Here is a 24,009-nt window from a genome sequence, read left to right as displayed (position 1 = left end):
AACTTATGGCCGCACTCGATCTAAAAGCGTTGAATGAACTGCCGAAAGTCGAGCGCATAATGGCGCTGGGCGAGGTCAACAACCAGCTCGAAAAGCTCACGGCTCAGCAGCGTGTCACTTGGTCGCTGGAAAACCTGCCGGGCGAGTTTGTGCTGTCTTCAAGTTTTGGCATTCAGGCTGCGGTGTCTTTGCATCTGGTGACTCAACAGTTCCCGGACATCCCCGTCATTCTTACTGACACCGGCTATCTGTTCCCGGAAACCTACCAGTTTATTGATGAGCTGACCGACAAGCTGAAACTGAATCTGAAAGTATTCAGTGCGAAGGAAAGTGCGGCGTGGCAGGAAGCGCGTTACGGCAAACTTTGGGAACAGGGCGTTGAAGGCATTGAGAAATACAATGACATCAACAAGGTTGAGCCAATGAACCGTGCGCTGCGCGAGCTGGACGGCCAAACGTGGTTTGCTGGTCTGCGTCGTGAGCAATCTGGCAGCCGGGCCAATTTACCGGTGCTGGCGATTCAACGTGAAGTGTTTAAAATCCTGCCGATAATCGACTGGGACAACCGCCAGGTTTACCAATACCTTACCGCTAATGGCCTGAAATACCATCCGCTATGGGATCAGGGCTATCTTTCTGTGGGCGACACTCACACCACGCGTAAGTGGGAAGAGGGTATGGCAGAAGAAGAGACACGTTTCTTTGGTTTGAAGCGCGAGTGCGGTTTGCACGAGGGCTGATTTTTTAGCTCCGACTTTCTCTCTTTGAAGGGAGAGGGTCGGGAGTTACTTCATCTTTATTGTTGTGATTGAACGATTCCCTCCTTTGTGTAACTCCCTTTATATCAATCTGACGTTAATCAATAACTACCTGAATAATTAATGGTTAATTAATTCACTTCTGATGGTAAAACCTGGTTGGCCAGTCAGATAAGCTTGAAATATTCGGTGAATATCGTAATTCGCTGTATGAGTAATAATTTATATTTTTAAATTCAAAGCGTTATCGCACCTTAAAAATCTGGAAAAATCGGTGGATTTTTTTAAAGCTAAAAAAACTTTATAGATCAGTATGATATTTTAAGAGTGTTCCCCACGCGAGTGGGGATAAACCGAAAGCATCGGGTTCAGACTCAAATCCTTCAATGTGTTCCCCACGCGAGTGGGGATAAACCGCGCGATGCTCAGGCCGCAGAACGCCAGCAAACGTGTTCCCCACGCGAGTGGGGATAAACCGGTGTAGGGGTTGATAGCGATTTGGGTCAGGATGTGTTCCCCACGCGAGTGGGGATAAACCGAAAGCACACTCGGAGACATTCCCGATTGGCTCGTGTTCCCCACGCGAGTGGGGATAAACCGAGTCATATAGAACAAAACCAAATGAGTTACCGGTGTTCCCCACGCGAGTGGGGATAAACCGCGCTATTTCATCATCAGCAAGGTCAGCCATACGTGTTCCCCACGCGAGTGGGGATAAACCGGTGGCGCTCGTCGTCGTGATGGCCTGCGCTTTGTGTTCCCCACGCGAGTGGGGATAAACCGCCTTGCCGTCTTTATCGGTCAGAATATCAAACGTGTTCCCCACGCGAGTGGGGATAAACCGAGAAAACAGAGCCGTGATTTGGTTTACCGTGTGTGTTCCCCACGCGAGTGGGGATAAACCGGTTTGCGCGGATACAACCCCAACGGGCTTGGCGTGTTCCCCACGCGAGTGGGGATAAACCGCCCCTTTAATGGGGCTTTTTTGTATTGCTTACGTGTTCCCCACGCGAGTGGGGATAAACCGTGTGGATTCAACCTTTGAAAACTCGCCTATCTGTGTTCCCCACGCGAGTGGGGATAAACCGGAAATGATGAATGGCTGACACTCTTGCAGTGAGTGTTCCCCACGCGAGTGGGGATAAACCGCAGGTATTATCGGAGTCAGTCGACCGTCTCGAGTGTTCCCCACGCGAGTGGGGATAAACCGAAATGGTACTGCAGCGGCTAAACAATCAGCCGGTGTTCCCCACGCGAGTGGGGATAAACCGTTTGTCGCCGTGTACGTCTGCTGGCCATCCCGGTGTTCCCCACGCGAGTGGGGATAAACCGTTTGTCGCCGTGTACGTCTGCTGGCCATCCCGGTGTTCCCCACGCGAGTGGGGATAAACCGCGGTATTCGAACAGAATCTGGTTTCCCGATACGGTGTTCCCCACGCGAGTGGGGATAAACCGTTCTATACGATCTTGAATCGCGTAAATAACTGGTGTTCCCCACGCGAGTGGGGATAAACCGTTGCACGGCCTGCGCATGCTGAATCCGCTGATGTGTTCCCCACGCGAGTGGGGATAAACCGTAATTATTAGCCGCTTTGATTCGGTCACGACCGTGTTCCCCACGCGAGTGGGGATAAACCGCCCTGTATAGCCTGCGGAAAGCCACTGGTTTAGTGTTCCCCACGCGAGTGGGGATAAACCGAGATTGGCCTCAATGAAGGGCTGAAGCTCTCCGTGTTCCCCACGCGAGTGGGGATAAACCGCTGGCAACTAATTATGATAATCAGCTGAACAAGTGTTCCCCACGCGAGTGGGGATAAACCGTCATACCGGCCTGACATTCACGTTGCCCGCAAGTGTTCCCCACGCGAGTGGGGATAAACCGGCGCTCTGCGAACGCCCTGTTATTTGCTGCAAGTGTTCCCCACGCGAGTGGGGATAAACCGGTAAATGGCTATTGCTTACCCCGACTGGCTACGTGTTCCCCACGCGAGTGGGGATAAACCGACTGCTTCTGTCTGGAGGCAAATACGAAGAGAGTGTTCCCCACGCGAGTGGGGATAAACCGCAGAATCGGAAAACCTGGAGTTCTTTGTAAATGTGTTCCCCACGCGAGTGGGGATAAACCGTGGTTTCTAGCGGCGATGATGTAATCAATAGCGTGTTCCCCACGCGAGTGGGGATAAACCGGAGACACGCTGAGATTAACACAACTTGGGAATGTGTTCCCCACGCGAGTGGGGATAAACCGCGGAAAGCGCTTCAATAGCGGCGGCATCCATTGTGTTCCCTACGCTAGTGGGGATAAACCGAATACAGCCCCGATAGAGACGATTGGTGCCCGTGTTCCCCACGCGAGTGGGGATAAACCGCCAGAACCGAGGCGACCAACGACCTGTATTTTGTGTTCCCCAGGCGAGTAGGGATAAACAGCGCCTGCAGCTTCATCCGGCAATCCAGCGCAAATGCTGTTCAAAAGGTTGAAGCCTTGTGTCTTGCCACTCAAATTATTTGGGATATATCCATTTATGCACATAAAAATATTTTAAATACAAAAAAATATCTGATTGATATCAAAAATTAAAAAATCAATTCACGTTCTATTGATCGCAATAATATTTATCTGGCTACCATAAATGAATCAGCAATCCGATTATTTCCACTATTGGGGAAAAACGAATCGCAAAAGCGATACTGATAATTCGGCTTATCATTTGTTGCCCTGGCACAGTCTGGATGTTGCCGCGTGTGGCTGGCAGATGGTGATGAACAATCACTTCCATGCAGCGGATATTTTTGCCGAGCTTGGATTTAAGCGTGATGAAGCGGCTCGCTGGTTTGCATGGATTCTTGGCGCTCATGATCTTGGAAAATTTGCTCGCGGCTTCCAGCAGTTATTTAGCGGGGTACATCCATTATTAGTTCCAGCCGTGAGCGGCAAAGCATACTGCGCACGCCATGATTCATTGGGTTACTGGCTGTGGAAAAACTATCTTTCACCTCGCTGGCAGGAAGGTCTTTGCAGCGCCATTCCTGTTTGTGAGCAAAAAAAGAAAGCCAGTTATGCGCTTGATTGCTGGTTTAGCATCGCGACGGGGCACCATGGAAAACCGCCAGAAACTGAAGTCAAAGGAACTCAGGCATTTACTGAAGAGGATAAAATCGCCGCCGAAAACTGGCTTGCTGACCTGGCGTTGTTAGTAGGCGTTGATGCCATACCTGAATTCTTTGCTGACAGAGACTGGCGAGATAAGTTGAAGCAGAGCAGTTGGCTGCTGGCTGGGCTGGCGGTGCTGGCCGATTGGCTTGGTTCAAACCAGTCTTATTTTCCCCAGGTGAGTGATGTATTGCCTCTCGCTGATTACTGGCAAAAAGCCCAAATCCAGGCGCAACAAGCATTGCAGCACTTACCCACCCCTTCCAAAGTACAGAATTTTGACTCTTATCAGGCGTTATTCCCCTTTATTGAACATTTGACACCGCTTCAGCAAAAAGCGTTAGACGTCGATATTTCTGCCCCAGGCCCGCAGTTGCTGGTTCTCGAAGATGTTACTGGTGCCGGGAAAACGGAAGCTGCACTTATTCTGGCGCACCGCCTGATGTCAGCCGGAAAGAGCGATAGCCTTTATGTCGGGCTTCCCACGATGGCGACGTCAAACGCCATGTTCCGCCGCCTCTCTCTGGCGTATCGGGCTTTGTTTACGCCAGGCAGTTTGCCTTCGCTGGTTCTGGCGCATGGTGCGCGCCATATGTCCGACGATTTTAACCACTCATTATGGGGATGGGAGAATCGTGGGCAGCTTAGCTATGAGGCTGGCGAAAGTTCCGCCAGCAGCGCCTGCAATGCCTGGTTTGCGGATTCGCGGAAAAAATCGCTACTGGCTGAAGTCGGTGTTGGTACGCTCGATCAGGTATTGATGGCGGCGATGCCTTTTAAACATCAGTCACTGCGGTTACTTGGCCTTTTTGGCAAGTTACTGATTTTAGATGAAGTCCATGCTTATGACAGCTATATGGTTCGTCTTCTGGAAGGTTTGCTCACCTTCCATGCGGCCCAGGGCGGGAGTGCAATCATCCTCAGCGCCACATTGCCTTACTCATTGCGTAACAAGCTTCTGCGCGCATTCCAGAAAGGAACGGGGGGCAAATTACCCACCCCAACTCCGGACGCGCAATATCCCTGGTTTTCTCTGCTGACTACCGAAGCGCTTCACGAAAGCTTTACCCCCACGCGCCCTGAAGTTTCCCGTGAGGTGGGGGTTGCGTGGCTCACAGAAACGCAACAGGCCGTTGATCTAATCAAACAGGCAGTAAGTCTCGGGCAATGCATTTGCTGGATCCGAAATACTGTGGATGAAGCGATTGAGGTTTATCGCCAGTTGAAGGAGTGCGGAACTATTCCTGAAGAGGATTTACTGCTGTTCCATAGCCGTTTTGCTTTTGTTGACCGGATGAAGGTCGAAACTCAGGCGCTGGACCAATTTGGTAAAGAAAGCACCGCAGCCGGTCGGCGCGGCAAGGTTCTTATCGCCACACAGGTTATTGAACAAAGCCTGGATATTGATCTGGACGTGATGATTAGCGATTTGGCCCCGATCGACTTACTTATCCAGCGAGCAGGTCGCCTGCAACGGCATCAGCGTGGAACGCGAATCCCTCCGGTACTCCATATTTTGGCACCCACCTGGCAGACCGACCCTGAATCTGACTGGTTAAAAGAATCTATCCCGGGGACGAGTTTTGTCTATGCCGATCACGCTTGTCTGTGGCGCACACAGCATATTCTCCGGGAGAAAGGGGGGATTCGGATGCCTGAAGATGCCCGTGAACTAGTCGAAAGTGTGTATGCGGAATGGATTGCTGCCCCGTCTGCTCTGCAGCCCGCAAGCGATCTGGCAATGGGTAAAAGCTTCAGCGCCAGTGGAATTGCCGCTCAAACGCTGCTGTGGCGCGATGAGGGCTATGCACGTAAAGCCAGTGATCACCCTTGGGATGATGTTGAGCTGGCGACTCGTTTGAGTGAAGACACGGTTGATCTCTATCTCACCTGGCAAGATGGCGAACCTTATGCGGAAGGGGATGCGTACCCCTGGGAACAAAGTCGCTTGTCCATCCGGCCTTCGTTGTGGAAAACGCTGGCTCAGAAAATCCCGCATCTGGAGGGCGAGGCGCTGGAAAAAATGCGACTAACTATCCGCAATCCCGCTGCTCAGGTGGCACTTCTGGAGCGGAACAAGGTTGCAGAGTTTTACAGTAAAGAATCAGGTTTGCTGGACTATTCAAAAAATTAAGAGGGATTTTATGCAGGAGAGAACCTATGTTTTCACTGATCGCTGACCCCTGGCTACCCGTTATCGACCGCTCCGGGCAGCGCAGGAAAATATCGCCACAGCAGCTTTTTGATAATGACATTGTGGAGTTGGTGTGGCCGCGTGCGGATTTTCAGGGGGCCTCTTATCAATTGCTGATTGGCCTGATGCAGACCGTGACGCCGCCCCGAGATGAAGAGGAGTGGGATGAAGTTTGGGAAGAGGGCGTTGCACCAGCAGACTGGCATAACGCACTGGAAAGGATTGCGGAGGCATTTAATTTCGGTCCACAAAAGCCGGCATTTTTGCAGGATTTAGAAACCTTACCCGTTGAATCTTCATCGATTGCAGGGTTGTTGGTGGATGCGCCGGGCGGAAATACGCTAAAGCTCAATAAAGATCATTTCGTCAAACGAAGTGTTTACCAACAATTTTGCCCGCACTGTGCCGCAATGGCCTTGTATACAGTACAGACCAACTCTCCTGCTGCCGGAGCCGGGTTCCGCACCAGCATGCGTGGCGGGGGGCCAATGACTACGCTATTGGTTCCGCAAAAAACGGATGAAGCGTTGTGGAGAAAGCTTTGGCTAAATGTTTTTCCCGCACGTGATAAGTGGGAAAAAGAGCAGTTGCCTCTGATTTTCCCGTGGCTGGCTGCGACCCGCAGCAGCGAAACCCCCAAAAACATTGTGACGCCAGAAAATGCCCATCCTCTTCAGGCTTATTGGGGAATGCCGCGCCGTCTTGAGATTGATTTCAGCCAAACGACGTCGGGGATATGCGATTTATGTGGCGAGACGCACGAAGCCTTGCTGACCAGAATGCGCAGTAAAAACTATGGCGTGCAATACGACACCTGGATTCATCCTCTCTCACCTTATCGGCGAGCTGCGAAAGACGCCAGTGCGCCAATGATCCCTTTAAAAGGGCAGCCTGGCGGGCTTGCGTACAAAGACTGGCTGGGTTTGGTTGTAGAGTCGGAAGAGAAGCTCAACTGCACGTTTCCGGCAAAAGTTATTCGTATGAATACCGTGCCACAGCTGACCAATTTATGGTGTTTCGGATATGACATGGATAATGCCAAAGCGCGTTGCTGGTATGAGCACCGTCTGGCGTTATCCACCTTGCCAAAAGCTCATCAGGATGAACTGAAGGGACTGCTGCAAACGGCTGTTGAACTTGCAACCAGCACTCTGCCGCTGCTGCGCTACGCGCTAAAAGAGGCGTGGTTCACGACCCCAAAAGAAGCGAAAGGGGATTTTAGCTTCATTGATATTGCTTTCTGGCAGCAAACCGAAGCCGATTTCAGCAATTTGTGGAAAACCCTTAATCAATACCCGTCGGCTACATTCCCGCAAGCGCGTGATGCTTTGCGTCTTTGGCAGGCTTCATTGCGCGATTATCTGTTCCATGCATTCGATGAGCGTGCATTCACCAATCCTGACGAGGTGGCCGATCTCACGCGTATTCTGCGCGCTCGACTCAATCTTAATAAAAATTTCATTAAACAGAAGTGCTTAAAAGAGTTGCTCCAGTTAACACAAGAGCACAAGGAGAAGCAGGATGTTTGACATCGATACCGCAAAACCGGTGGTACTCACCGATCCGGATGCTGCTAAGGCGCTGCGTCGTTGGTTTGATTTTTTGCAGGAGCGCAATAATCAGCGTCAGGGTGTTGCGACGAATGGCCGCGCCTGGCGTGCAGAGTTACGCCGCTGTGCCCAGCCTTTTGGAGCGTTAACCACGGCGGCATTTTTTCAACTCAATCAGTCACTTTCTACAAGCGCACGTCTGAAGCAGAGCGATACCTTCGCCCTGGCAATGATTGCTTATGTTGTAGCCCACGCACGTTTTGATGAGCCAAAAGTAAGTTTCGCGCGACAGCTCGGCGAAAAGATAAATGGTTCAACTCCATGCCTTTCGCGTTTGCGCTTTGATCGTCTGCTCGCCGTCAGAACACCGGCTGAATTGTGCAGCCAACTCACCCGTGCCGTGAAGCTAAGGGGTGAAAAGGGGATCAATATCGTTTCGTTAGCAGACGGGATTTTCCTCTGGATGCGTGAATGGCAGCAGCGGGAAGAAAACCAGCCTGTCGACAGTAATCCTTTTAACCGTTTCAGTGTGCGCTGGGCCAGCGAGTATTTGCTGGCAACCGAAAAATAATCTTTGGAATTAATGGAATAATTATCATGACAACGTTTATTCAGCTTCACATTCTTACCGCTTATGCCCCATCTAATTTAAATCGCGACGATACCGGTCGCCCAAAAACCGCCATCATGGGCGGCGTGGAGCGCCTGCGCGTTTCGTCGCAAAGCCTGAAACGGGCCTGGCGTACTTCCGATGTTTTTGAAGATGCGTTAAGTGGTTATATCGGTACCCGCACCCGTCGCCTGGGGCCTGAAATCTATAAACAGCTACGTAATGAAGGTGTTGCGGAAAAAATGGCGCTTTCAATCGCCGGGAAAATTGCCGAACAGTTCGGCAAATTGAAAAGTGATAAAGGCGCCAGCGCAGAAGAAAACCTTGAAATTGAACAGTTGGTTCATGCCAGCCCGGAAGAGCAGCAGCACATTCAAAAATTACTGGCAGTGCTGATTACTGAGAATCGCGAAGCAAATCCTGAAGAGCTCAACCTGCTGCGCGCGAATGCGCAGGCGGTGGATATTGCACTCTTTGGCCGCATGTTAGCTTCAAAGCCTGAATTCAACGTAGAGGCGGCCTGCCAGGTGGCACATGCGTTGGGAGTCAGCGCAGTAACGGTTGAGGAAGATTTCTTTACCGCCGTTGACGACCTTAACGGCAAAAAGGATTCAGGTTCCGCTCATATGGGTGAGCAGGGTTTCGCCTCGGCGCTGTTCTATAGCTATATCTGCATTAGCCGCGATTTATTGTTGGAAAACCTTAACGGTAATGAAGAACTGGTCCAGCGTACCTTGAGAGCATTGACCGAAACGGCGTTAACCGTTTCACCTGGTGGTAAGCAAAACAGTTTTGCTTCCCGCGCCTGGGCTTCGTATGTCATGGCCGAAAAGGGTACGCAGCAGCCGCGCGCATTATCTGTCGCATTTTTCAGCCCGGTGCGTGGTGAAGATCAGCATGCTCAGGCAATAACGCGTTTGCAGCAGCAACAGCAGAAATTCACTCGCGCTTACGGGCAGCGTAATGAAGAACAGCGGTATGAAATGAATGTGGAATCTGGTGACGGCACACTTCAGGAATTGCTGAACTTTGTTAGCCAGTAAGGAGAGATGATGTCCCGATATCTGATCTTTCAACTCTATGCGCCGCTGGTTTCCTGGGGTGAGGTTGCGGTGGGTGAAGTTCGCCACACAGCAACGATCCCCAGCCGTTCTGCTCTGCTTGGCTTGCTGGCGGCAGCGCTGGGTATTAAGCGCGAAAATGAGCAGCAGCTCCAGTGCATGAATCAACACTACCATTTTGCCATCAGGCCTCTTTCGCCGCGTGAGCAATGGTTGCGTGATTACCACACGGTGCAGATGCCGAAAGAGAATCGCAAACGCCGCTATTACACCCGACGCGATGAACTGATCCTCTCATCGGAAGAGCCTGGCACGATGCTGACTTCGCGAGAATACCGCTGCGATGCCTTTTATCACGTAGCGGTGCAGGAAACACCTGATGCACCTTACACGCTTGATGAATTAGCTTGCGCGTTAATGGCTCCCGTATTTCCGCTATATCTGGGGAGAAAATCTTGCCCGCCCGCTTTGCCACTGAATCCGCAGATTATCGACGGAACATTGGGGGAAGTGTTTCATAAGGCTTATGCAGACAGCAACTACGGTTTTAATTGTGAAGAGCTGGCAGCGATCCGCTCAGCACAGTTATTTTGCGTCTGGGAAGGCGAACAACAGGGCGTATCTGAATTTGCCACACAACAGCGCGGCGATCAGCCCGTCAGCCGGAATCGTTGGCAATTTACCACTCGCGTACAGCATTCCGGCTATCTCACGGAGGAGTGCTGATGTTTCTTTCCCGAGTATCACTTGATTTAACAAAATTGACTCCTGCCATGTGGCAAAAATGGCAGGTTGCTCAGCCCTATGCCAGCCATCAATGGTTATGGCAGCTTTTCACTCAACAGGATGAAAGAGGGTTTTTATTCCGCCATGAGGCAACCCCACAAGGGGCGAGTTTTTATCTGCTCTCGGATGTCGCTCCTTTTGCCGAAGACTCATTGTTTTCCATCAGCAGTAAGCCATTCGATCCGCAATTAGCAGAGGGGATGGAACTCACATTTGCCCTGCGGGCCAATCCGGTAGTGACGCGCAACGGTAAACGAAGCGACGTATTAATGGATGCAAAATACCAGGCTAAATTGCAAGGTGCTGCCCCGGATGAAATTGCGGAGTTACAGGAGAAGGCCGCATTTACGTGGCTAAAAGCACAGGGCGAAAGAGGGGGTTTTGTTGTTGAAGCGCAGGAAATACAAATTGTTGGCCAGCAGCGCCAGCGCTTTGTGCGTAAATCTGGCGAACATCCCATTACGTTCACAACCGTGGATTTTGCGGGAAGCCTGACGGTGACGAATCCCCCACTCTTTATGCAGACGCTAAAGAACGGCTTGGGTAAAAGCAAAGCGCTGGGCTGTGGACTGATGTTGATCCGCCGGAGATAAATATGAGTTACATCCCCTTATCACCCATCCCTCTGAAAGACCGCACCTCAATGATCTTTCTGCAATATGGACAAATAGATGTTGTGGATGGCGCTTTCGTTCTGATCGACAAAACCGGGATACGTACGCATATCCCGGTGGGATCGATAGCCTGCATTATGCTGGAACCTGGCACGCGAATTTCACACGCAGCGGTTCGTCTGGCCGCAACCACGGGCACTTTGCTCGTCTGGGTGGGTGAAGCCGGAGTGCGTATGTATGCCAGTGGCCAGCCGGGTGGTGCTCGGTCGGATCGATTGCTGTATCAGGCAAAACTGGCGCTGGATGAGGATCTGCGCCTGAAAGTTGTTCGTAAGATGTTTGAACTGAGGTTTGGTGAACCGGCCCCCAGCAGGCGATCCGTCGAACAGTTACGGGGCATTGAAGGTGCCAGAGTTCGTCAGACCTATTCGTTATTGGCTAAGCGCTATGGTGTGAAATGGAATGGCCGACGTTACGATCCTAAAGACTGGGAGAAAGGGGATGTGGTAAATCAATGCATCAGCGCCGCTACTTCCTGTTTGTATGGAATAACTGAAGCGGCCATTCTGGCTGCGGGTTATGCACCGGCTATCGGTTTTGTCCATTCAGGTAAACCACTTTCATTTGTCTATGATATTGCAGACATCGTGAAATTTGAGGGAGTAGTTCCTGTAGCCTTTGAGATCGCAGCAAAAACACCTCATAGCCCGGACAAGGAAGTTCGCCTCGCTTGTCGTGATGTTTTCCGCAGCCAAAAAACACTGGCGCGGCTCATCCCACTAATAGAAGAAGTGCTTGCTGCGGGCGAAATCGATGTTCCCGCTCCTTTTGCAGATTCGCAACCTCCAGCTATCCCAGAGCCTTCATCAATAGGCGATATTGGGCACCGTGGGTGACGTATGAGTATGTTAACGATTGTCACGGAAAATGTTCCCCCACGTTTGCGCGGACGGCTTGCGGTATGGCTACTGGAAGTTCGAGCAGGTGTATACGTGGGAGATACCTCCCGCAAGGTGCGCGAAATGATATGGCAGCAAATCACGATGCTGGCTGATGAGGGAAATGTTGTTATGGCATGGGCAGTTAACAATGAGTCCGGTTTTGATTTCCAGACATGGGGAGAAAACAGAAGGATGCCGGTGGATCTTGATGGGCTTAGGTTAGTTTCATTTTACCCCGTTGAGAATCAATGAGTTAGAGTTCTTTAAAAATTAAGAAAAGTTGGTGGAATTTTTTTGTCTTAAAAATTCCTTTTAGAACAGTAATATAGTTTTAGAGTGTTCCCCGCGCCAGCGGGGATAAACCGTCCCTGGGTGGCCCGGTTCTGCTTTCCAGTATGTGTTCCCCGCGCCAGCGGGGATAAACCGGCCACGCGGTTTAAACGCTTTATAGTTGAGGTGTGTTCCCCGCGCCAGCGGGGATAAACCGTCCTCACGCACAGCCAACTAACACCAGTGACCGTGTTCCCCGCGCCAGCGGGGATAAACCGGAAACATAACTAGCCACCTAGAAAGCTCAAATGTGTTCCCCGCGCCAGCGGGGATAAACCGATGTGAAATTACTTATCACTTCCCGGAGGCTCGTGTTCCCCGCGCCAGCGGGGATAAACCGGCGCATGAGCTCGGCATGACTAATGCGCAGGTGTGTTCCCCGCGCCAGCGGGGATAAACCGCGCTACATCTTTGCGGTGTGCTTTCTTGCTTTGTGTTCCCCGCGCCAGCGGGGATAAACCGATTGCGCTCGTTCCTCAAATCATCAATCAGGGGTGTTCCCCGCGCCAGCGGGGATAAACCGGGGGCGTAACCGGTGGAGGTGGCTCGGGTAATGTGTTCCCCGCGCCAGCGGGGATAAACCGGAATGGAATATATGACCAATAACAAACAAATCGTGTTCCCCGCGCCAGCGGGGATAAACCGCGGAGCAAATGCAGGCGGATCAATCAATTCAGGTGTTCCCCGCGCCAGCGGGGATAAACCGGTTAAACGACACGGTGTCGCCAGAATCGTATAGTGTTCCCCGCGCCAGCGGGGATAAACCGCACACTATCCGTAATTGGAACGCTCGAATTTGGTGTTCCCCGCGCCAGCGGGGATAAACCGATAAAAATCTGACCGATGTGGCTGATAAAGCCGTGTTCCCCGCGCCAGCGGGGATAAACCGGGACTATCAATAATTTTCTTCTGAGGATCTACGTGTTCCCCGCGCCAGCGGGGATAAACCGGTCACAAAATGCTTCGTCAATACTGTAGATCTGTGTTCCCCGCGCCAGCGGGGATAAACCGAGCTATAAATGTCATGAAAACTATCTGTAGAAGTGTTCCCCGCGCCAGCGGGGATAAACCGCGGCGGGAAGTGTTGATCCAGTTCAGGCGCTGGTGTTCCCCGCGCCAGCGGGGATAAACCGCGATTATGGCTGCCATGTCAGTGATTGCGGCTGTGTTCCCCGCGCCAGCGGGGATAAACCGGCGGCGCTTTGCGCATTCTGAATACACCAAAAGTGTTCCCCGCGCCAGCGGGGATAAACCGCGGTTAATCAGCGTGCCGTGGATTGGGATAATGTGTTCCCCGCGCCAGCGGGGATAAACCGCGCACAACGTCGACACGGTGATCGAGGCTTGCGTGTTCCCCGCGCCAGCGGGGATAAACCGGACGACGCATGAGTCTCACGACATTACAGGAAGTGTTCCCCGCGCCAGCGGGGATAAACCGGTTGGGCTGACGGAACGGGTACCGGAACAGTGGTGTTCCCCGCGCCAGCGGGGATAAACCGGGGGATACATTCCCCCATAACCCGAACGCTTAGTGTTCCCCGCGCCAGCGGGGATAAACCGTGCTTATCATCGCACCACTCCGCGTGGCTAACGTGTTCCCCGCGCCAGCGGGGATAAACCGGCATCCCGTTGGAAAAAACCATCCGAGAATGCGTGTTCCCCGCGCCAGCGGGGATAAACCGATAGCGCAATGAATATGGCAGGAGGTTTGTTGGTGTTCCCCGCGCCAGCGGGGATAAACCGAGATCAGCTACATGGGCGTATGCCCGTACTCCGTGTTCCCCGCGCCAGCGGGGATAAACCGCCGCCTGATTCATGACCCACTTGAGCGATAAAGTGTTCCCCGCGCCAGCGGGGATAAACCGAGCTAGGGGATCTTATCGCTAATTCAAAACACGTGTTCCCCGCGCCAGCGGGGATAAACCGTTAGCGGAATGAGTGAGAGCGTGCAGGGATTCGTGTTCCCCGCGCCAGCGGGGATAAACCGCCGCCGCGCGTGCGGTTAATGTCGATGTATAGGTGTTCCCCGCGCCAGCGGGGATAAACCGATTACCTATATCAAAACGAAGGGCAAAAAGAAGTGTTCCCCGCGCCAGCGGGGATAAACCGTATCGGGTCTTGCTGATGCGTGTTGATACGTCGTGTTCCCCGCGCCAGCGGGGATAAACCGCGGATGAATTTATCCCGGTACATCATGCCATGGTGTTCCCCGCGCCAGCGGGGATAAACCGTTAATGCCCTCTGCGCGATACTGCGCCTGAATGTGTTCCCCGCGCCAGCGGGGATAAACCGCAAATCATGAGCAACGCCGCCGGTTATGCCTTGTGTTCCCCGCGTCAGCGGGGATAAACCGATGGGCGACCCATATTTCAAGCAGAAAGACTTGTGTTCCCCGCGCGAGCGGGGAACACCTGTTTGTGGGGAGTATTTTTCTGGTATTAGTGCAATGTTGGTTAAATCGTCTAAAAATGAGAAGGCGAAAGCTCAGATGGACCCCGCCAAAATGCAAATTGAAGCTTTATCTGAAAGCGAGCGGAACCGCTTGTCAGCGAGGCCTATTGCATTAATTCAAATGAAAGCGGTACTTGGTCTGAAATGGGGCACTTTTAAGATGCAGTAGTGAATTGCACCCTCTTTTTTGTTTCACTTTTTCCCCGCTTTCGCCAACTCTTTCACCAGTGGCAGCATCACTCGCATCACATCATGGCTGCGTTTCTCGATGCGCGTTGGTAGCCACTTATCCAGATACTGTTGGTTATCGAATAATCCATTATGCCAACTTGTCCCATCCGGGAAGGCTTTGCTTTTCGCTCGTTGCTGATAACCATCTTTCTTGCCTAGTGACCAGTTAGTTGCTTCAACAGTAAGCACGGGAATGCCAGCTTCATCAAACACGTCAGCATCGCTACAACAACCGGTTCCTTTCGGATATTTGGCATTAAGGCCCGGATTAGTCGTGGCTTTAACATTCAACTGGCGCGCCAGTTTTAGCGCACGATCGCGCGTCAGTTTACTGACCGCTGTTGGTGTTGATTTACCGCTATTGAAATAGAGTTTGTCGCCGACAATCAGGTTGTCGAGATTAATCACCAGCAATGTATTTTTCTTCTCGCTGGCACTCATACGCTTAAGAACATCTTCCGCACCGAGTTTGCCAATTTCTTCACCACTGGTGGCGATAAAACGGATGCCATAGCGCGTTGGAATATCTTTCAGGCGGGTTGCAAGCTCAAGCATAACGCCTAGCCCTGAAGCGTTGTCATCAACACCTTGCAGCGTTAAACCACCAAGATTGTTATTTACATCGTTATCACTGAGCGGTGAATAGGTATCGAGGTGCGCCATGATAATGATTTGCTGCGGTTCAATTCCTTCACGTGCAGCAATGACAGAACTTGCACTGACATTATGCCAGCTCTGATGGCCATCTTTGGTGGTGTACAAATAGCGAGTGTTAAAGCGGCGAATATCGCTTTGGTAACCAAGCTGGCTAAATTGCTGCTTGATGTAGTCTGCGGCCAGCATTTCCGAGGGGCTACCGGTCATGCGTCCTGGGAATACCGTAGCAATGTGGCGTGTTTGTTGACTGGCAATTTTGCCCATTGGCGTTGTGTTGGCAACAGCGGGCAAGGTACAGCAAATGCTTAACGCCAGGCTGGTTAGCGAGTGGCGCATTGCGGAAAACATAGTGGAGGTCCTTTCAACCAGGAAAATTTTTTGCCCGCATAGTATGAAACTGTGATGGGCGTTACACAATTTCAATTGCTCTGAAAGCCACGTTAAATCGCTGGTTCAGCACATTTTGTGATTTGCATTTCTATGGCGTTATTCCTTTGTGGAACTACTCATTCCAATTCGTAATTTCATTACAAATAATCCTCAGCCGTATAGTCCCTCTAATGAATTTTTAAACGGTGGGCTAAGAACCTGTCCCATTAGGGCGATTTTATTTGCCATTTTGAACCTGGGCTATGTGTACGTTGCGGTTGCTCCGCGCTGTCCGTGTCCAGACTGGTTGCAATAATCACGCCTACTGGGAGGTTCTATGACCCTCCGTACTAAACCTCGGCTAAGGGATGTTTATGGACCAGAAACGACTTACACACTTACGGCAGTTGGAGGCGGAAAGCATCCATATCATCCGTGAGGTCGCCGCCGAATTTGCCAATCCGGTGATGATGTATTCCATCGGTAAAGACTCCTCGGTGATGTTGCATTTGGCTCGTAAAGCCTTCTATCCTGGTACGCTTCCTTTCCCGTTGCTGCATGTTGATACCGGTTGGAAATTCCGCGAGATGTACGACTTCCGTGACCGTACCGCGAAGAACTACGGTTTCGAGCTGTTAGTGCATAAAAACCCGGAAGGGGTGGCGATGGGTATCAACCCATTCGTGCATGGCAGCGCAAAACATACTGACATCATGAAAACTGAGGGGCTGAAGCAGGCTCTGAGTAAATACGGCTTTGATGCCGCTTTTGGTGGCGCTCGTCGTGATGAAGAAAAGTCCCGCGCCAAAGAACGTATCTATTCCTTCCGTGACCGTTTCCATCGCTGGGACCCAAAAAACCAGCGCCCTGAACTGTGGCACAACTACAACGGCCAGATTAATAAAGGTGAGAGCATTCGCGTGTTCCCACTTTCAAACTGGACCGAACTGGATATCTGGCAGTACATCTTCCTGGAAAATATCGAAATCGTTCCGTTGTATCTGGCAGCACCGCGTCCGGTGCTGGAGCGCGATGGCATGTTGCTGATGGTTGACGATGACCGCATTGATTTACAACCTGGTGAAGTGATTGAGCAGAAAATGGTGCGCTTCCGTACCCTGGGCTGCTGGCCGCTGACCGGTGCCGTTGAATCCGACGCGCAGACATTGCCGGAAATCATCGAAGAGATGCTGGTTTCGACCACCAGTGAACGTCAAGGGCGGGCAATTGACCGCGACCAGGCAGGCTCGATGGAGCTTAAAAAACGCCAGGGTTATTTCTAAGGAGCCGCCAGATGAATACCACTATTGCACAACAAATTGCGGATGAAGGCGGCGTTGAAGCCTATCTGCACGCACAACAAAATAAAAGCCTGCTGCGTTTTCTGACCTGCGGTAGCGTGGATGACGGCAAAAGTACGCTCATTGGCCGCTTGCTACATGACACGCGCCAGATTTATGAAGACCAACTTTCTTCGCTGCATACTGACAGCAAACGTCACGGTACGCAGGGCGAGAAACTGGATCTGGCCTTGCTGGTGGATGGCCTGCAAGCCGAGCGCGAGCAGGGCATTACTATCGATGTGGCTTACCGTTATTTCTCCACCGAAAAGCGTAAATTCATTATTGCCGATACCCCGGGGCATGAGCAGTACACCCGCAATATGGCGACCGGTGCTTCAACATGCGACCTGGCGATCTTATTGATCGATGCGCGTAAAAGCGTGCTGGATCAGACGCGGCGCCACAGTTTTATCTCCACGCTGCTTGGGATCAAACACCTGGTGGTGGCGGTGAATAAAATGGATCTGGTCGATTTCAGTGAAGAGCGTTTCGAGCAGATCAAACAAGATTACCTGACCTTTGCAGAACAACTGCCGTCCGATCTGGATATTCGCTTTGTGCCACTTTCGGCACTTGAAGGCGACAACGTTGCAACGCAAAGCGCTAACATGCCGTGGTACACCGGCCCTACGCTTCTGGAACTTCTGGAAACGGTAGAAGTGAAGCGTATCGTTGAACAACAGCCGATGCGTTTCCCTGTGCAATACGTCAACCGCCCAAATCTGGATTTCCGTGGTTATGCGGGAACGCTGGCATCAGGCACCGTGAATGTTGGGCAACGCGTTAAAGTCCTGCCATCGGGTGTTGAGTCTGCCATTGCACGAATCGTCACTTTTGATGGAGATTTGCAACAAGCTGCTGCGGGTGAAGCCATCACATTAGTGCTCAAAGATGAAATCGACATCAGCCGTGGCGACTTGCTGGTTGATGCCAGTGATACGCAGCCTGCGGTGCAGACAGCAAAAGTCGATGTGGTGTGGATGGCAGAACAACCGCTGGTGCCGGGCCAAAGCTATGACATTAAAGTGGCCGGGAAGAAAACCCGTGCTCGTGTCGACAACATTCATTACCAGGTCGAAATTAACAGCCTGACGCAGCGTGTCGTAGAAAGCCTGCCATTAAACGGCATTGGCCTGGTGGATTTAACCTTCGATGAACCACTGGTGCTGGATAAGTATCAGGAAAACCCGGTCACTGGTGGGTTGATTTTCATCGACCGACTGACCAACGTGACCGTGGGCGCTGGCATGGTGCGTGAGCCACAAGAAGAGGTTTATCAGGAGCCGTCAGCGTTTAGTGCGTTTGAGCTGGAACTGAATGCACTGGTGCGTCGTCACTTCCCACACTGGGGTGCGCGTGATTTGCTGGGAGGCAAGTAATGGCTGAGCACGACGAAAACGTCGTCTGGCATGCCCATCCGGTAACGGCTGAGCAACGTGAGAGTCTTCATCAGCACCGTGGTGCGGTACTGTGGTTTACCGGGCTTTCCGGTTCGGGTAAATCCACTGTGGCTGGTGCCCTGGAAGAAGCGCTGCATAAACTTGGCGTGAGTACTTACTTGCTTGATGGTGACAATGTACGCCACGGTTTGTGTAGCGATTTGGGTTTCAGCGACGACGATCGTAAAGAAAATATCCGCCGTGTTGGTGAAGTTGCCAACTTGATGGTGGATGCGGGATTAGTCGTGTTGACCGCCTTTATTTCGCCACATCGGGCTGAGCGCCAGATGGTGCGCGATCGTGTCGGAGAAGGGCGGTTTATTGAAGTGTTTGTCGATACACCACTTTCTATTTGTGAAGCGCGCGATCCTAAAGGTTTGTATAAAAAAGCCCGGGCAGGTGAGTTACGTAACTTCACCGGAATTGACTCAGTCTATGAAGCACCAGTGAATCCGGAAATACACTTAGACGGCGAACAATTAGTAACAAATTTGATAGCCCAATTATTAGACCTGTTGCGTCGTAACGTTATTATCAAAACCTAAGACATTGCCAGGCGCGTAACGTGCCTGGCTTGCAGGGTTTACGGATTCGTTATGCGCAATGGCACTAACATGGCAATTACATCGGCTGAAGCAAGCCCTGGTACCGAAGAGACAACCTGGTCATTGGCCGGTGCGTTTATCGGTTTTTTGTCATGGCTATTGGCGCTGGGTATTCCTTTCCTGATTTATGGCCCTAACACGCTGTTTTTCTTCCTCTATACCTGGCCATTTTTCCTCGCTTTGCTGCCTGTAGCGGTCGTTGTGGGAATTGCGCTGCACTCTCTTTTACAAGGCCGTTTGATCTTTAGCTGCATTGCTACGGTGCTTGCCGTAACGCTAATGTTCGGCATCCTATTCTTATGGCTGATGGGTTAATCTTAAAATATTCGCCAAACCGTAACAGACTATTTATGGCTGCATGTCCGCTAACTCACCTGCAAACGCGCATGTTGGCGCTTTCTGTGATAAATTCTGCCGCAAATACGAAGGGCCGCCTTGTGCCCAGAGCGAAGCTCGATAAAATTTTGTGCGATGATTGTGCCGTTTTTCAGGGGGCAGGATGGGTAAACTAACGCTGCTATTGCTGGCCTTGTTGGTCTGGCTGCAGTATTCGCTGTGGTTTGGAAAAAACGGCGTACATGACTACACGCGAGTGAGTGACGACGTTACTGCACAGCAAGCGACGAACGCTAAGCTCAAAGCGCGTAACGATCAGCTGTTTGCGGAAATTGACGATCTTAATGGCGGGCAGGAAGCTATTGAAGAACGCGCGCGTAACGAATTAAGTATGACTAAACCAGGTGAGACCTTCTACCGCCTGGTACCCGATAGTTCTAAGCGCCTGGGCAACACTACAGGGCAGAACAACCGATAATCAAGCGTAAGTGAATCTACATGGCAGACTCCTCCCCGGACGTAATTGCCGTGGTGCCGGCAGCAGGTATCGGCAGCCGCATGCAAACGGAATGTCCTAAGCAATATCTAAAAATCGGCGATAAAACTATTCTTGAACACGCAGTGGCGAGCCTGATGGCTCACCCTCGCGTGGCTCATGTCGTTGTTGCCATTAGCCCGACCGACCGCTGGTTTGCCTCATTGCCCCTTGCCTCAAACCCTGATGTCACCGTGATAAATGGCGGTGCACAGCGTGCTGACTCGGTACTTGCCGGGCTGAATGTCGTGCAGAGTGCGCAATGGGTTCTGGTGCATGATGCTGCGCGCCCATGCTTGCATCAGGATGATTTAGCGCGTTTGTTGGCCATCACCGAGACCAGCAAAATCGGCGGCATTCTGGCAGCACCGGTACGCGACACCATGAAGCGCGGAGAGCCAGGCAAAAGCCTGATTGCTCACACCGTTGATCGCGAAGACCTTTGGCATGCTTTAACGCCACAGCTGTTCCCTCTGGAATTACTGCGAACCTGCTTGCAGCGCGCACTTGATGAACACGCCTCGATTACAGATGAAGCCTCGGCTCTTGAGTATTGTGGCTTCCATCCCGAATTAATTAGCGCCCGCGCCGATAATATTAAAGTGACTCGTCCTGAAGACCTGGCGCTGGCGGAGTTTTACCTCACGCGGTTAACCCAAACGGAGAATGAATAATGCGTATTGGACATGGTTTTGATGTACACGCTTTTGGTGGCCCTGGGCCAATTATCATTGGTGGCGTACGTGTGCCGTTCGAACAGGGGCTGCTTGCACACTCGGATGGCGATGTCGCTTTGCACGCATTAACGGATGCTTTGTTAGGTGCTGCCGCGCTGGGTGATATCGGCAAATTATTCCCGGACACCGATCCGGCATTTAAAGGTGCCGACAGCCGTGAACTGCTACGTGAAGCGTGGCGTCGTATTCAGGCGAAAGGCTACACATTGGGTAACGTCGATGTGACGATTATTGTGCAGGCTCCGAAAATGGCTCCGCACATCCCACAGATGCGCGTGTTTATTGCCGAAGATCTCGGCTGCCATATGGACGATGTGAACGTAAAAGCGACCACTACTGAGAAACTCGGTTTTACAGGTCGTGGTGAAGGCATCGCTTGCGAAGCTGTCGCTCTGCTGCATAAGGCGCGCAAATAATGGATATGCAGAACCTGACCTGGCTGCACGGCAAGCCGCAAGGCACCGGTTTAATCAAAGCCAGTCCAGAGGACTTCGTGGTTATCGAAGACCTGGGTTTTGGGCCGGATGGTGACGGTGAGCAACTACTCTTACGCATCCTGAAAAATGGCTGTAACACCCGTTTTGTTGCTGATGCACTGGCGAAGTATCTGAAGGTTCCAGCCCGAGAAGTGAGCTTTGCCGGGCAGAAAGACAAGCATGCAGTAACCGAACAGTGGTTCTGCGTCCGCCTGCCGGGTAAAGAGATGCCGGATATGAGCGGGTTTGAGCTTGAAGGCTGCCAGGTGCTGGAATATGCCCGTCACCGCCGTAAATTGCGTTTAGGGGCACTGAAAGGTAATAGCTTCACGCTGGTACTGCGTGAAGTGAGCGATCGTGCTGAGCTTGAACAGCGTCTGAATACAATTCTACATGCTGGCGTACCGAATTATTTCGGCAGCCAGCGTTTTGGTATTGCTGGAAACAACCTGCACCAGGCTGTGCGCTGGGCGCAAACTAATGCGCCTATTCGCGATCGTAATAAGCGCAGTTTTTATCTCTCCGCAGCTCGTAGCGCCATGTTTAACCAGATTGTCAGCGAAAGGCTGAAGAAACCCGACTTTAACCAGGTTATCGACGGCGATGCACTGCAACTTGCTGGGCGCGGTAGCTGGTTTGTCGCAACACCTGAAGAAATGCCTGAGCTGCAAACCCGTGTCGATAATGGCGAACTACTGATTACCGCACCACTGCCGGGTGATGGTGCCTGGGGTACACAAAATGCCGCGCTGGAATTTGAGCAAAATTGTGTTGCCGGTGAAACAGATTTGCAGGGGTTACTGGTGCGTGAACGTGTTGAAGCGGCCCGCCGCGCGATGCTGGTTATGCCTAAAGAACTGAGCTGGAACTGGTGGGATGACATCACCGTTGAGTTGAATTTCTGGTTGCCTGCCGGAAGTTTTGCCACAAGCGTCGTGCGTGAATTAATGAACGCGCCGGGCGGTTACGCGGATATTGCCGAGTAACGGTAGAGCACATTCATAGCGGGTAATGACACTACCCGCTTTTTTTTGTTTTAAACTCCGCATTAACATTACTTCTCCAAGTCCCACAACCTCTTGTTTTCGGCGCGATCCTCAGACCACAGCAGGTGATTTAGTCAACATTGGATTGTATAGTAACCTCTTGGGTTAGGCTTTGTGGTGAATGTTACAAAAACTGCAACAAATTCATGACAGGTGCACTAAAATCAGCAGAATGGGATAAAACAACACGTTGGGCCGTTTTTAGTCTAAAAAAGCGCAGAGCGTTGTGATATCAGGGGCCAACATGTGGTTTTATCTTTTTCGTATAAAAGAAGCTTTGTAAATTTAATATGAGAATACTTTTGAGTAACGATGACGGGGTTAATGCGCCGGGCATTCAAGTGTTGGCGACCCGACTAAGGGAATTTGCTGACGTGCAGGTGGTCGCCCCCGACCGTAATCGCAGTGGGGCATCAAACTCACTGACGCTCGAATCTTCATTGCGTACTTTCACTCTTGTAAACGGCGATATTTCCGTGCAGATGGGCACGCCGACTGACTGTGTCTATCTTGGCGTTAATGCGTTAATGCGTCCAGGTCCTGATGTGGTAGTTTCCGGGATTAATGCCGGCCCAAATCTGGGTGATGACGTTATCTACTCCGGCACCGTTGCGGCGGCAATGGAAGGGCGCCATTTAGGTCTTCCTGCGCTGGCTGTTTCTCTTAATGGCCATGAACATTATGAAACTGCCGCGGCGGTAACCTGTACGATTCTGCGCGCGCTAATGCGCGAGCCGCTGCGAACCGGGCGCATTTTAAATATTAATGTGCCTGATTTGCCACTTGATCAAATCAAGGGTATTCGTGTCACACGCTGTGGTAGCCGCCATCCTTCAGATAAAGTGATTCCGCAAGAAGATCCACGCGGTAACACCCTGTATTGGATCGGGCCTCCGGGTGACAAATTTGATGCAGGGCCGGATACCGATTTCGCTGCGGTTGATGAAGGCTATGTGTCTGTCACGCCGTTGCATGTCGACTTAACCGCTCACAGCGCTCGTGAGGTGGTTAGCCACTGGTTGAGCAAATCAGGAGTGGACGAGCAATGGTAAGCAAACGCGTACAAACCCTTCTCGAACAGCTTCGCAATCAAGGTATCAAGGACGAAAAAGTGCTTGAGGCCATTGCACAGGTGCCGCGGGAAAAATTTGTCGATGAAGCGTTTGAGCACAAAGCATGGGAAAACACGGCATTGCCCATTGGCTCAGGCCAAACCATCTCGCAGCCTTACATGGTTGCAAGAATGACCGAGTTACTTGAACTGACTCCTGATTGTCGTGTGCTGGAAATTGGTACGGGTTCCGGGTATCAAACTGCCATTCTGGCGCATCTGGTGCATCATGTTTGTTCAGTTGAACGCATTAAAGGTTTGCAATGGCATGCAAGACGACGCTTGAAGCAACTCGATCTACACAATATCTCAACCCGTCACGGTGATGGCTGGCAGGGCTGGCATGCGCGCAGCCCATTTGACGCTATTATTGTTACGGCAGCACCGCCGGAGATTCCCAGTGAACTCTTAGCACAACTGGATGAAGGCGGAATTTTGGTTCTCCCTGTAGGCGAAGATCGGCAATTTCTGAAGCGTATTCGTCGCCAGAATGGGGAATTTGTCATTGATACGGTAGAAGCCGTTCGTTTTGTGCCCTTAGTGAAGGGCGAGCTGGCATAACCCGGAAATATCTTGTTTTTTTCTAAGGGTTTTGGCGTAACGTAACGCGCAGCGAATTTTGGTATCTGGTTGTATACCCATTAGTATTCGAGTTGCAGGTAGGCGGTCAGGATG

Annotated in this window: 20 protein-coding genes and 2 CRISPR repeat arrays; of the genes, 19 read left to right on the top strand and 1 reads right to left on the bottom strand. The window is 51.6% G+C overall.

What is annotated here, in order from left to right; translation table 11 throughout:
* Window positions 1–5 precede the first annotated feature (5 nt).
* The 9 genes from cysH to cas2e all read left to right on the top strand — a co-directional run bounded on the left by cysH (window position 6) and on the right by cas2e (window position 11,920).
* Window positions 6–740, top strand: a complete 735-nt coding sequence (cysH, locus tag IX31_RS09200; protein WP_034459924.1) for a phosphoadenosine phosphosulfate reductase — start codon at window positions 6–8, stop codon at window positions 738–740.
* A 345-nt stretch (window positions 741–1,085) separates the two neighbouring features.
* A CRISPR array of direct repeats spans window positions 1,086–3,188; the repeat unit is 29 nt; unit sequence GTGTTCCCCACGCGAGTGGGGATAAACCG.
* Between the two features lie 203 nt (window positions 3,189–3,391).
* Window positions 3,392–6,046 carry a CRISPR-associated helicase/endonuclease Cas3 gene (locus IX31_RS09195; protein ID WP_034457480.1) on the top strand — a complete coding sequence of 885 codons (2,655 nt, stop codon included), beginning with the start codon at window positions 3,392–3,394 and terminating at the stop codon, window positions 6,044–6,046.
* A 26-nt stretch (window positions 6,047–6,072) separates the two neighbouring features.
* Complete coding sequence (gene casA, locus IX31_RS09190; RefSeq protein ID WP_034457478.1) at window positions 6,073–7,635, top strand: type I-E CRISPR-associated protein Cse1/CasA; 1,563 nt, start codon at window positions 6,073–6,075, stop codon at window positions 7,633–7,635.
* Window positions 7,628–8,227, top strand: coding sequence for a type I-E CRISPR-associated protein Cse2/CasB (gene casB / locus IX31_RS09185; protein WP_034457476.1), 600 nt, complete (start codon window positions 7,628–7,630; stop codon window positions 8,225–8,227). The genes casA and casB overlap by 8 nt, the downstream gene beginning before the upstream one ends.
* 26 nt (window positions 8,228–8,253) lie before the next feature.
* Window positions 8,254–9,309: a type I-E CRISPR-associated protein Cas7/Cse4/CasC gene (cas7e, locus tag IX31_RS09180; RefSeq protein WP_034457474.1), complete on the top strand. Its 1,056-nt coding sequence runs from the start codon at window positions 8,254–8,256 to the stop codon at window positions 9,307–9,309.
* Between the two features lie 9 nt (window positions 9,310–9,318).
* Entirely contained in the window at window positions 9,319–10,053 is a 735-nt protein-coding gene (gene cas5e / locus IX31_RS09175) for a type I-E CRISPR-associated protein Cas5/CasD (protein WP_034457472.1), read from the top strand.
* Complete coding sequence (gene cas6e / locus IX31_RS09170; RefSeq protein ID WP_034457470.1) at window positions 10,053–10,706, top strand: type I-E CRISPR-associated protein Cas6/Cse3/CasE; 654 nt, start codon at window positions 10,053–10,055, stop codon at window positions 10,704–10,706. Before cas5e ends, cas6e begins: the two co-directional genes overlap by 1 nt.
* A 2-nt stretch (window positions 10,707–10,708) precedes the next feature.
* Window positions 10,709–11,623, top strand: a complete 915-nt coding sequence (cas1e, locus tag IX31_RS09165) for a type I-E CRISPR-associated endonuclease Cas1e (protein WP_034457468.1) — start codon at window positions 10,709–10,711, stop codon at window positions 11,621–11,623.
* A gap of 3 nt (window positions 11,624–11,626) precedes the next feature.
* Window positions 11,627–11,920, top strand: a complete 294-nt coding sequence (cas2e, locus tag IX31_RS09160; protein ID WP_034457466.1) for a type I-E CRISPR-associated endoribonuclease Cas2e — start codon at window positions 11,627–11,629, stop codon at window positions 11,918–11,920.
* An 84-nt stretch (window positions 11,921–12,004) separates the two neighbouring features.
* Window positions 12,005–14,412: a CRISPR direct-repeat array (repeat unit 29 nt; unit sequence GTGTTCCCCGCGCCAGCGGGGATAAACCG).
* Between the two features lie 229 nt (window positions 14,413–14,641).
* Here cas2e and IX31_RS09155 read toward each other — a convergent pair.
* Entirely contained in the window at window positions 14,642–15,685 is a 1,044-nt protein-coding gene (locus IX31_RS09155) for an aminopeptidase (RefSeq protein ID WP_034457464.1), read from the bottom strand.
* Between the two features lie 395 nt (window positions 15,686–16,080).
* Between IX31_RS09155 and cysD the strand changes: the two genes are divergently transcribed.
* The 10 genes from cysD (at window position 16,081) to IX31_RS09105 (ending at window position 23,895) form a co-directional block, all read left to right on the top strand.
* Window positions 16,081–16,989 (top strand): sulfate adenylyltransferase subunit CysD, encoded by a 909-nt coding sequence (gene cysD / locus IX31_RS09150; protein ID WP_034457462.1) that lies wholly within the window; start codon window positions 16,081–16,083, stop codon window positions 16,987–16,989.
* Window positions 16,990–17,000: 11 nt separating this feature from the next.
* Window positions 17,001–18,428: a sulfate adenylyltransferase subunit CysN gene (gene cysN, locus IX31_RS09145; protein WP_034457460.1), complete on the top strand. Its 1,428-nt coding sequence runs from the start codon at window positions 17,001–17,003 to the stop codon at window positions 18,426–18,428.
* Entirely contained in the window at window positions 18,428–19,033 is a 606-nt protein-coding gene (gene cysC / locus IX31_RS09140; protein WP_034457458.1) for an adenylyl-sulfate kinase, read from the top strand. The genes cysN and cysC overlap by 1 nt, the downstream gene beginning before the upstream one ends.
* Before the next feature lie 51 nt (window positions 19,034–19,084).
* The gene (locus IX31_RS09135; RefSeq protein WP_034457456.1) at window positions 19,085–19,408 is read left to right on the top strand and encodes a DUF3561 family protein; all 324 of its coding nucleotides are present in this window, start codon (window positions 19,085–19,087) and stop codon (window positions 19,406–19,408) included.
* 184 nt (window positions 19,409–19,592) lie between these two features.
* Window positions 19,593–19,907, top strand: a complete 315-nt coding sequence (gene ftsB, locus IX31_RS09130; RefSeq protein ID WP_034457454.1) for a cell division protein FtsB — start codon at window positions 19,593–19,595, stop codon at window positions 19,905–19,907.
* Window positions 19,908–19,927: 20 nt separating this feature from the next.
* Entirely contained in the window at window positions 19,928–20,638 is a 711-nt protein-coding gene (gene ispD, locus IX31_RS09125; RefSeq protein ID WP_034457452.1) for a 2-C-methyl-D-erythritol 4-phosphate cytidylyltransferase, read from the top strand.
* Window positions 20,638–21,117 (top strand): 2-C-methyl-D-erythritol 2,4-cyclodiphosphate synthase, encoded by a 480-nt coding sequence (gene ispF, locus IX31_RS09120; protein ID WP_034457451.1) that lies wholly within the window; start codon window positions 20,638–20,640, stop codon window positions 21,115–21,117. Before ispD ends, ispF begins: the two co-directional genes overlap by 1 nt.
* The gene (truD, locus tag IX31_RS09115) at window positions 21,117–22,163 is read left to right on the top strand and encodes a tRNA pseudouridine(13) synthase TruD (protein ID WP_081908654.1); all 1,047 of its coding nucleotides are present in this window, start codon (window positions 21,117–21,119) and stop codon (window positions 22,161–22,163) included. The genes ispF and truD overlap by 1 nt, the downstream gene beginning before the upstream one ends.
* A 350-nt stretch (window positions 22,164–22,513) precedes the next feature.
* Window positions 22,514–23,275: a 5'/3'-nucleotidase SurE gene (gene surE / locus IX31_RS09110; RefSeq protein ID WP_034457449.1), complete on the top strand. Its 762-nt coding sequence runs from the start codon at window positions 22,514–22,516 to the stop codon at window positions 23,273–23,275.
* Entirely contained in the window at window positions 23,269–23,895 is a 627-nt protein-coding gene (locus IX31_RS09105; protein WP_034457448.1) for a protein-L-isoaspartate(D-aspartate) O-methyltransferase, read from the top strand. The genes surE and IX31_RS09105 overlap by 7 nt, the downstream gene beginning before the upstream one ends.
* Window positions 23,896–24,009: the final 114 nt, after the last annotated feature.

The sequence above is a fragment of the Buttiauxella noackiae genome (assembly GCF_000737905.1).
GTDB classification, from domain to species: Bacteria; Pseudomonadota; Gammaproteobacteria; order Enterobacterales; family Enterobacteriaceae; genus Buttiauxella; species Buttiauxella noackiae.
Note: the sequence above shows the minus strand (reverse complement) of the source record. Positions and strands in the feature narration are given on the sequence as shown.